The sequence below is a fragment of the Variovorax sp. YR752 genome, assembly GCF_943372545.1.
Genome location: NZ_CALRZC010000281.1, coordinates 1 through 9,467, shown reverse-complemented (window position 1 = coordinate 9,467; position 9,467 = coordinate 1). Strand labels below are relative to the sequence as shown.

Below are 9,467 nucleotides of genomic sequence, written 5' to 3'. Positions count from 1 at the left end.
GCTGAAAGCCGCCATCGGGCGCAGCGGGCTGCGCTACGACTTCGTCTCGGTGCCGGGCGCCGAGAACACGCCGCCGCCCGGCAGCCCGCCGGGCACGCCGGGGCGGCCGGGCGCGCAAGGCACGCCGCGCGTTGGCATCGTCACGCGGCTGCAGGTGGAAAGCACGCAGTCCTTCGTCGACTTTCCGCCGGGCTTCGGCGTCGACGTGCCGGGCCTCGGGCCGCACACGCGCTTCGAGCGCCCGCCCCTGCTGGTCACCGTGCGCATGAAGCACGGCCAGCAGGTGCATGTGCTGACGGTGCACCTGAAGTCCAAGCGCCCCAAGTTCCTGCAGGACGCGCAGGGCAACCCCCTCGAAGACCGCGACGACCGCAAGATCGGCGCGATGGCCTCGCTGCGTTCGCTGTTGATGCGCGGTGCCGAAGCCGCGGCCCTGCGCTGCATCGTGATCGACCTGCTGCAGGGCACCAACGTGCCGCTGGTGGTGATGGGCGACTTCAACGACAACCCGCACAGCGTGACCACGCAGCTGGTGGCCGCCACCTCCGAGGTGGCCTACGACAAGGCCGCGCGCGACGTGGCGCTGTTCAACGCCTACGAGATGCAGGGCGAGTCGGCGCTCAAGAAGGACGTGGCCTATTCGCACATCCACCAGGGCTTTCCGGATGTGCTCGACCAGATCCTCGTGAGCGAGGAGTTCGTGGCCAGCAGCCGCCACAGCCTGGGCGACGTGCGCCGCGTCGACTACTTCAACGACCACCTGCACGAAGGCCGCGACCGCTCGCGCTCGGACCACGGCTTCGTGCGCGCCCTGCTGCGGCTGCGCACCGACGACAACCGCTGACGAACGACGGCGCTACGAAGCTTTCGACACCCGCACGATCGCGTCGGCGCGCTTGTGCAGGTCGGGCAGCAGCTCCAGGCCGAGGCCGGGCTTGTCGTTGAGGCTGATCATCCCGTTCTCGACCTTCGGCAGCTCGGTGACGAGCTCCTTGTACCAACCGGTGAAGAAGGCGCGCACGCTCTCCTGGATGAGCGCATTGGGCGCATGCAGGCTCAGGTGCGTGGACGCGGCCCAGACCACCGGCCCGGTGCAGTCGTGCGGTGCCACGGGCAGTTGCCACGCATCGGCCATGGCGGCGATCTTGCGCGCCTCGGTCAGGCCGCCGCACCAGCTCAGGTCGAGCATCGCGACTCCGGCCACACCGGTCTGCAGGTAGTCCTTGAAGCCCCACTTGTAGCTCAGCGTTTCGCTGGCGCAGACGAGCGCCTGGCAGTCCTTCGCGTACTGCTTGAGCAGGTCGAGGCTGTCCATGCGGATCGCGTCTTCGTGCCAGAAGGTGTCGAACTCCTGCAGTGCGCGCGCGATCTTCTGCGCCATCGGCAGGCGCCACAGGCTGTGGAACTCGACCATGATGTCCATCTTGCCGCCCACCGCCTGGCGGATCTTGCGGAAGGGCTCGAGCGCGGTGTCGAGATCGGCATGGCTGATGTACTGCCCGTGGCTTTTTTCCGCCGCCGGGTCGAAGGGCCAGATCTTCATGGCCGTGATGCCTTCGGACAGCAGCGACTCCGCCAGCTCGTCGGCATGGTGCAGGAAGCCCTGCAGGTCTTCGTACGGACCGTTGTTGTTGGCCAGGCCCCAGTTCGAACTGGTCTGGTTGGTGGCGCTGCGGATGTACTGGTAGCCCGCGCAGGTGTTGTAGATGCGGATCGCATCGCGGCTCTTGCCGCCCAGCGCGGTGTGCACCGGCATGTTGGCGGCCTTGCCGAACAGGTCCCACAGGGCGATATCGACGGCCGAGTTGCCGCGCGTTTCCACGCCCGACCCGCGCCACCCCAGGTAGCCCGTGATGTCGCGGTTGCGCGCCTCGATCTGCAGCGGGTCGGTGCCGAGCAGCTTGAACGCCGCCCACTCGTGCAGGTAGGCCTCGACCGCTTCGGCGCCCATGAAGGTTTCGCCGAGGCCGACCAGGCCCTCGTCGGTGTGCAGGCGCACCCACAGGATGTTGGGGAACTCGCCGAGGCGGATGGTTTCGACTTGCGTGATTTTCATGAAAGGGGTTCCGCAAAAAGAAAAAGCCGCAGCGGCGAATGCCGCGCGGCTCTTGCACACATTCAGCGCATGGCTGAAAGCCTCAGCCTCCGCGCGCCTTCTTCAGCGCGTCGGTCACCACGCCCACGGCTTCCGTGCCGATGTTGGGCACGTTCTTGTCGTACACGGGCTTCACCTTCTCCAGCATGCGCTTCTGCTCGGCGGCCGAGACTTCGTTCACCGTCATGGTCTTGCGCAGGTTGGCAAGCGACTTCTCGTTGAGCGCGCGGTTCGCTTCGCGCTGGACCTTCTGGCCTTCCTTCGCGGCCTCGCGCAGCACGGCCTGCTCCTGCGGGTTGAGCTGGTCCCAGAGCTTCTTGCTGTACAGCACGAGGAACGGCGTGTAGGCGTGGCGCGTCACGCTCAGGTACTTCTGGACCTCGCTGAACTTGGAGGTCTCGATGGTCACGAAGGGGTTCTCCTGGCCGTCGATGGTGCGGGTCTCAAGCGCGGTGAACACCTCGCCGAAGGCCATGGGCACGGCGTTGGCGCCCAGGGTCTTGAACGAGTCCAGGAAGATGTTGTTCTGCATCACGCGCAGCTTCACGCCTTCGAAGTCTTCGGCCTTCGTGACCGGCTTCTTGCTGTTGGTGAGGTTGCGGAAGCCGTTCTCCCAGTAGGCCAGGTTCACGAGGCCGGCGGCTTCGAGCTTCTTGTTGAAGTACTCGCCCGCGGGGCCGTCGAGCACCGCGTCGGCTTCCTTCTCGTTGGCGAACAGGAACGGCAGGTCGAAGGCGCCGAGTTCCTTCACGATGCCCACCAACGGCGAGCTCGAGGTGCACACCATTTCCTGCGTGCCGGCGCGCAGCGCCTGCGTAGCCGGCAGGTCGCCGCCCGCGGCGCCGCCCCAGAAAGCCGTGATCTTCATCTTGCCGCCGGTCTTGGCAGCGAGCACTTCCTGCATCTTCTTCACGCCCACGCCCACGGGGTGGTCTTCGTTCACGCCGTTGGTGAACTTGATCGTGCGTTCGGCAAATTGCGCGAGGGCGCCGGTCGACGCCAGCAGGCCACCGGCCACGAGGGCGGCGGTCATCAGGGTTCTGCGAAACAACATGCTTGTCTCCTTCGATTCGAGGGGTTGGTTGATTGAACGAACTGACTGACAGGAAAAAGAACAGGAACGAAAAACTAGCGCCCCATCCACCACTGGAGCGGCACGGTCACGAGCTGCGGGAAGAACACCAACGTGAACAGCACCACCAGGTGGGCGATGAAGAAGGGCATCACGCCCTTGAAGGCATCGTCCATCGAGATGCGCGCCACGCCGCTCACCACGTTGAGCACCGTGCCCACGGGCGGCGTGATGAGGCCGATGGCGTTGTTCATGATGAACAGCACGCCGAAGTACACCGGGTCGATGCCGGCCTTGAGCACCACGGGCATCAGCACCGGCGTGAGGATGAGCACGGTGGGCGTGAAGTCGAGCGCGGTGCCCACGATGACGATCAGCACCATCATCACGAACATCAGCAGCGTCTTGTTGTCCAGGAAGGGCTCCAGCAGCGCCACCACCTCGGTCGGGATGTTCGCCACCGTGATGAGCCATGCGCTCACCATCGCGGCGGCCACGAGGAACATCACCACCGCGGTGGTCTTGCCCGCCGCGAGCGTGAGGCGGTACAGGTCTTTGACCTTGAGCTCGCCGTAGATGAAGAGGCCCACCACGAGCGAATAGACGGCCGCGACCACGGCGGCTTCGGTCGGCGTGAAGACGCCGAACTTCATGCCGCCGATGATGATGATCGGCAGCGCCAGCGCCAGGCTGCCCTGCGCCGTGACCTTCAACCGCTCGCCCCAGGGCACGCGCGGCGAGGACTTCACTTTGTCCTTCCGGGCCACGATCCACCAGGCCACGCCCACCGCGAGCCCCATCATGATGCCGGGCACGATGCCCGCGAGAAACAGCTTGGTGATCGACACGTTGCCCGCCACGCCGAACACGATGAGCCCGATCGACGGCGGAATCACCGGCGCGATGATGCCGCCCGCGGCAATGAGGCCGGCCGAACGGTTCAGCTGGTAACCGGCGGCCTTCATCATGGGGATGAGGAGCGCGGCCAGCGCGGCCGTGTCGGCCACGGCCGAACCCGAGAGCGAGGCCATGATGATCGCCGCCAGCACCGCCACATAGCCCATGCCGCCGCGGTAGTGACCGACCCAGGCCATCGCCAGGTTCACGATACGCCGACTGAGCCCGCCGGCATTCATGAACTCGCCGGCCAGCAGGAAGAACGGCACCGCGAGCAGCGGGAAGTTGTCGGCGCCGTCGACGAAGCGCTGCGCAATGATCTGGCTGTCGAAGGCCGGCAGTCCGCCGGTGTAGGCCAGCCAGCCCATCAGCGAGACGCCGCACACCAGCAGCGAGTACGAGATCGGAATGCCCAGTGCCATGGCGCCGAGCAGGGAGACGATGAAGATCGTGACGGTCATTGCGCCACCTTCCCGTGTGCGGCGGCGTCAAGCACCTGTTCTTCGGATTCCATGACCTGGATCAGCTCCTGGTCGGGCACCCTGCCCCGGAACAATCGCCAGAGCTTGTCGATGTTGAAGAGGGCCATCACCACCGACACGATGTAGCCGATGCCGTAGATCCAGATCATCGAGATGCCGACCACGGGCGAGATGTTGGTCACCTGCAGCTCGTGCATTTCGTAGGTGCCCATGAAGAAGAGCACGTTGCAGAACAGCATGAGCGACTGGCTCAGGAAGAAGCAGACCTTCTTGCCCATGAGCGGCAGGTGTTTGATGAGTGTGTCGACGCCCAGGTGCGCGCCGTCGCGCATCGCCACCATGGCGCCGATGTAGGTGAGCCAGATGAAGCAATAGCGCGACATCTCGTCCGACACCGAAATGCCGGAGTTGAAACCGTAGCGCAGCACCACGTTGCCGAACACCATGACGACCATCGCCACCATGCACACGACGACGAGGAACTCCAGCAGGCGAAAAAATCCGTCGATTGCCCTTTGCATCAGCATCTGCGTCTCCTGACTTTCCGGTGTTGTTATGGGAGGGAGGAAGGGTCGCTCTGCGCTGTCGTTGGCTTGCCAGCCGGCTAGAGCGGAAAGGCCTTGAGCTGCGTTGCTGGCCGGCTGATGCGCGGCAGCTTCTTGCGCGAGGCCAGCACGGTCTCGATGTCGAGGCGCGCGCCGTCGATGAGCACCCGCACGGCCTTCTCGGCCGCGGCCGGATCGCGCGCGATCACGGCGTCGAGCACCGCGCGGTGCAGCGGCAGCGAACTCGCAGGACCGTTCTTGCGCGAGGTCGATATCTCGAAGCTCGTGCGCAGCAGCGCGCCCAGCGCACGGCTCATCTGCACCAGCATGCGGTTGTGGCTGGAGCGGATGAGGCCCTGGTGAAAACGCAGGTCGGGCGTGATGTAGTCGCCGCCGAACTCGATGGCGCGCTTCATGCCCGCGTAAGCGTCTTCCATGTCGGCGATGTCTTCGGGAGTGGCGCGCTGCGCGGCCATGGCCACCGCAGCCGGTTCGACCACGCGGCGCAGGTCCTGCAGGTCGCGCAGGAACTCGGCCGACAGGCCCGCCTGCGTCTGCCACACGATGACGTCGGCATCGAACCAGTTCCACTGGTCGGACGGTTGCACGCGCGTGCCCACCTTCGGACCGCTGGTCACGAGGCCCTTGGCGATCAGCGACTTGATCGATTCGCGCACCACGGTCCGGCTCACGCCGAGCTCTTCACACAGGAGCGGCTCCGGCGGAATCGACGCGCCGGGCGCATAGCGGCCCGCGACGATGTCGCTGCCGATGCGATCGACCGTGTTGCCGTGGACGTTCTTGATCATGCGGGCCTGTGTGTGTGGTTCTGGTGGTGTCCGGTGCTTTGTTTTCCTGCACGTATCGAGACCGGATTCAGGCGGCTTTGCCTGTGCCGGCCACTCGAAAACCCTGAATGCGCGACAGCTCGTCACGCTTATCATATGATGATTGAAAGGGTCGTCCGGCAGGAAAAACCCTGAGGATTTCGGCTCCAGATCCACGACAAAGAGACACATCCCATGAGCAACGCCCCGAAGAAAAAGCCCGCCAGCGAACTGCGCAGCCAGCAGTGGTTCGGACGCCATGACCGCGACGGTTTCATCTACCGCAGCTGGATGAAAGGCAAGGGCGTGCCGCACGACCAGTTCGACGGTCGCCCGGTCATCGGCATCTGCAACACCTTCAGCGAACTCACGCCCTGCAACTCGCACTTCCGCACGCTCGCCGAGCAGGTGAAGATCGGCGTGTACGAGGCCGGCGGCTTTCCGCTCGAGTTCCCGGTGATGTCGCTCGGCGAGACGCTGCTGCGTCCCACCGCCATGCTGTACCGCAACCTCGCGAGCATGGACGTCGAAGAAAGCATCCGCGGCAACCCGCTCGACGGCGTGGTGCTGCTCATGGGCTGCGACAAGACCACGCCCGCATTGATGATGGGCGCGGCCAGCGTCGACCTGCCGACCATCGGCGTGTCGGGCGGCCCGATGCTCTCGGGCAAGTGGCGCGGGCAAGAGCTGGGCTCGGGCACCGGCGTGTGGCAGATGAGCGAACAGGTGCGCGCCGGCACGCTCAAGCTGCAAGATTTTTTCGAGGCCGAGAGCTGCATGCACCGCAGCCACGGCCACTGCATGACGATGGGCACCGCGAGCACCATGGCCAGCATGGTCGAGTCGCTGGGCATCGGCCTGCCGGGCAACGCGGCCTACCCCGCCGTCGACGGCCGACGCAACGTGCTCGCGCGCCAGGCGGGCCGGCGCATCGTCGACATGGTGCATGAAGACATGAACATGTCGAAGATCCTCACGCGCCAGGCGATCGAGAACGCGATCAAGGTCAACGCGGCCATCGGCGGCTCGACCAACTTCGTGATCCACCTGCTGGCCATTGCAGGCCGCATCGGCGTCGACCTCACGCTCGACGACTTCGACCGCCTCGCTGCTGACCTGCCCTGCCTGGTGAACCTGCAGCCGTCGGGCCAGTTCCTGATGGAAGACTTCTGCTACGCGGGCGGCCTGCCCGTGGTCATCAAGGAAATCGCCGACCACCTGCACAAGGACATCCTCACCGTCACCGGCCAGAGCGTGTGGGAGAACGTGAAGGACGCCGAGAACTACAACCCCCAGGTCATCCGCACCCAGGCCGAGCCCTTCAAGGACAAGGCCGGCATCTGCGTGCTGCGCGGCAACCTCGCGCCCAATGGCGCCATCATCAAGCCCAGTGCGGCCACGCCCGAGCTGCTGGTGCACAAGGGCCGCGCCGTGGTGTTCGAGAGCGCCGACGACCTGCACAAGCGCATCGACGACGAGAACCTGGACATCGACGAGCACTGCATCATGGTGCTCAAGAACTGCGGCCCCAAGGGCTACCCCGGCATGGCCGAGGCCGGCAACATGCCACTGCCACCCAAGGTGCTGCGCAAGGGCATCACCGACATGGTCCGCATCAGCGACGCACGCATGAGCGGCACGGCCTACGGCACCGTCGTTCTGCATACCGCGCCTGAAGCGGCTGCAGGCGGCCCGCTGGCACTGGTGCAGGACGGCGACATCGTCGAGCTCGACGTGCCAAACCGCAAGCTGCACCTGCATGTGAGCGACGAGGAACTGGCGAAGCGCCGCGCGAAGTGGGTCGCGCCCAAGGCACCGCTCGACTCGGGCTACTGGAAGCTCTATGTCGACACCGTGCTGCAGGCCGACCAGGGCGCGGACCTGGACTTTCTGCGCGGGCGGCGTGGGGCTTTTGTGCCGCGAGACAATCACTGAGGGCAGACTTCAGGGCGCGATCGCAGGTTGATCGCCCCGCACAACGACCGCGCCTCTCGTGCACAGGGCACTGGGTGCTCCCCGCAGCGAAATCAAGGAGGAGGCCGCAGGCCGGGGGACATTCGCGGAGGGGAGTACCCGGTGTCCTGGGCACGCGCCCCGAACCAACCCTCAAAACGCAGCAGACGACAGACATGACAAGACTCATCGCCATCGACTGGGGCACAAGCTCGCTACGCGGCGCATTGCTCGACCCGAGTGGACACGTCATCGAAGAACGCAGCGACGCCCGCGGCATCCTCACCGTGCCCGAAGGCGGCTTCCCCGCCGTGTTCGAGTCGCTGTTCGGCGACTGGATGCGCCTCGAAGACACGCGCTGCCTGATCTCCGGCATGGCCGGCAGCAAGCAGGGCTGGGTCGAAGCGCCCTACTGCCCCTGCCCCGCGGGCCGCGTGGAAGTGGGCCGCAAGATCATCGACATCGGCGCCATCCCAGGCGCGCGCATCGCGATCGTGCCGGGCCTGAGCGACGAGCACGCCGGCGTGCCCGACGTGATGCGCGGCGAAGAGGTGCAGATCCTCGGTGCCATGACGATCACCGGCCTGGACGACGGCGTCTTCGTGCTGCCCGGCACCCACAACAAATGGGCGACGGTCAAGAAGGGCCGCGTCGCCGGCTTTCGCACCTACATGACCGGCGAGTTCTATGCGCTGCTGAGCCAGCACTCGATCCTGGCGCGCACGCTCGACGCGGCCGCGCCGCTCGACGAAGCCGCGTTCCTCGAAGGCGTGACGCGCTCCGAGAACGGCCACGGCCTGCTGCACAACGCCTTCGGCACGCGCACGCTCGCGCTGTTCGAGCGCATGCCGAAAGAGGAGCTGTCGAGCTACCTGTCGGGCCTGCTCATCGGCGAAGAACTGCGCACGCAATCCGTGCAGGCCGTCGGCGAGGTCGTCCTGATCGGCTCCTCCATCCTCACCCAGCGCTACACCCTGGCCCTGCGCGCCACCGGCGTTGCCACGCGCACGCTCGGCGCCGAAGCCACCTGGGCCGGACTGCACACGCTGTCCGGCTTTCTCGACACCGACAGGACACCTGCCGCATGACCACACCCCTCGACAAATTCAACGCCGCGATGCAGGCCCTGCCGCTCGTGGCCATCCTGCGCGGCCTCTCGCCCGCCGAAGCCGCCGATGTGGGCGACGCCATCGTCGAGCCCGGCTTCCGGCTGCTCGAAGTGCCGCTCAATTCGCCGCAGCCGCTGGAGAGCATCGCGCTCATGCGCCAGCGCTTTCCGACCGCACTGGTCGGCGCGGGCACGGTGCTCGACGCGAAGCAGGTGCGCGAGGTGCATGCGGCCGGCGGCGAGCTGATCGTGTCGCCCAACTTCAATGCGGAAGTGATCCGCGAGGCCGCGCGCCTGGGCATGGTCTGCCTGCCCGGCGTGATGACGCCGACCGAGGCCTTCGGCGCGCTCGCGGCCGGTGCCACAGGCCTGAAGCTGTTCCCGGCCGAGCTGGCCTCGCCCGCCGTCGTGAAGGCCCTGCTCGCGGTGCTGCCGGCCGGCACGCCCGTGATGCCCGTGGGTGGCATTTCGCCGGACAACATGGGCAC

The 9,467-nt window shown here is 66.2% G+C and carries 9 protein-coding genes; 4 read left to right on the top strand and 5 right to left on the bottom strand.

Annotation, left to right across the window (positions count from 1 at the left end; all coding sequences use genetic code 11):
- Window positions 1–844, top strand: an 844-nt coding sequence (locus AAG801_RS37030) for an endonuclease/exonuclease/phosphatase family protein (RefSeq protein WP_341892912.1), incomplete at its 5' end; no start/stop codon positions are given.
- 12 nt (window positions 845–856) lie between these two features.
- Here AAG801_RS37030 and AAG801_RS37025 read toward each other — a convergent pair.
- From AAG801_RS37025 to AAG801_RS37005, 5 genes are all read right to left on the bottom strand, one after another.
- Complete coding sequence (locus tag AAG801_RS37025) at window positions 857–2,056, bottom strand: mandelate racemase/muconate lactonizing enzyme family protein (RefSeq protein ID WP_341892911.1); 1,200 nt, start codon at window positions 2,054–2,056, stop codon at window positions 857–859.
- A gap of 82 nt (window positions 2,057–2,138) precedes the next feature.
- Entirely contained in the window at window positions 2,139–3,149 is a 1,011-nt protein-coding gene (locus tag AAG801_RS37020) for a TRAP transporter substrate-binding protein (protein WP_101489478.1), read from the bottom strand.
- A 74-nt stretch (window positions 3,150–3,223) separates the two neighbouring features.
- The gene (locus tag AAG801_RS37015) at window positions 3,224–4,525 is read right to left on the bottom strand and encodes a TRAP transporter large permease subunit (protein ID WP_341892910.1); all 1,302 of its coding nucleotides are present in this window, start codon (window positions 4,523–4,525) and stop codon (window positions 3,224–3,226) included.
- Window positions 4,522–5,073 carry a TRAP transporter small permease gene (locus AAG801_RS37010; protein ID WP_341892909.1) on the bottom strand — a complete coding sequence of 184 codons (552 nt, stop codon included), beginning with the start codon at window positions 5,071–5,073 and terminating at the stop codon, window positions 4,522–4,524. The genes AAG801_RS37015 and AAG801_RS37010 overlap by 4 nt, the downstream gene beginning before the upstream one ends.
- Window positions 5,074–5,150: 77 nt before the next feature.
- The gene (locus tag AAG801_RS37005) at window positions 5,151–5,900 is read right to left on the bottom strand and encodes a FadR/GntR family transcriptional regulator (RefSeq protein ID WP_341892908.1); all 750 of its coding nucleotides are present in this window, start codon (window positions 5,898–5,900) and stop codon (window positions 5,151–5,153) included.
- Between the two features lie 213 nt (window positions 5,901–6,113).
- On the opposite strand from AAG801_RS37005, the gene AAG801_RS37000 reads away from it, so the two are divergent.
- The 3 genes from AAG801_RS37000 to AAG801_RS36990 form a co-directional block, all read left to right on the top strand.
- Entirely contained in the window at window positions 6,114–7,853 is a 1,740-nt protein-coding gene (locus AAG801_RS37000; protein ID WP_341892907.1) for an IlvD/Edd family dehydratase, read from the top strand.
- A 194-nt stretch (window positions 7,854–8,047) separates the two neighbouring features.
- Window positions 8,048–8,959 carry a 2-dehydro-3-deoxygalactonokinase gene (locus AAG801_RS36995; protein WP_341892906.1) on the top strand — a complete coding sequence of 304 codons (912 nt, stop codon included), beginning with the start codon at window positions 8,048–8,050 and terminating at the stop codon, window positions 8,957–8,959.
- On the top strand, window positions 8,956–9,467 hold a 512-nt coding region (locus AAG801_RS36990; RefSeq protein ID WP_341892905.1), incomplete at its 3' end, for a 2-dehydro-3-deoxy-6-phosphogalactonate aldolase. The genes AAG801_RS36995 and AAG801_RS36990, both read left to right, overlap by 4 nt.

What these genes read in the sequence shown, in the direction of transcription:
- AAG801_RS37025 (WP_341892911.1), bottom strand. Translation starts at nt 2,056, where the DNA reads ATGAAAATCACGCAAGTCGAAACCATCCGCCTCGGCGAGTTCCCCAAC.
- AAG801_RS37020 (WP_101489478.1), bottom strand. Translation starts at nt 3,149, where the DNA reads ATGTTGTTTCGCAGAACCCTGATGACCGCCGCCCTCGTGGCCGGTGGC.
- AAG801_RS37015 (WP_341892910.1), bottom strand. Translation starts at nt 4,525, where the DNA reads ATGACCGTCACGATCTTCATCGTCTCCCTGCTCGGCGCCATGGCACTG.
- AAG801_RS37010 (WP_341892909.1), bottom strand. Translation starts at nt 5,073, where the DNA reads ATGCTGATGCAAAGGGCAATCGACGGATTTTTTCGCCTGCTGGAGTTC.
- AAG801_RS37005 (WP_341892908.1), bottom strand. Translation starts at nt 5,900, where the DNA reads ATGATCAAGAACGTCCACGGCAACACGGTCGATCGCATCGGCAGCGAC.
- AAG801_RS37000 (WP_341892907.1), top strand. Translation starts at nt 6,114, where the DNA reads ATGAGCAACGCCCCGAAGAAAAAGCCCGCCAGCGAACTGCGCAGCCAG.
- AAG801_RS36995 (WP_341892906.1), top strand. Translation starts at nt 8,048, where the DNA reads ATGACAAGACTCATCGCCATCGACTGGGGCACAAGCTCGCTACGCGGC.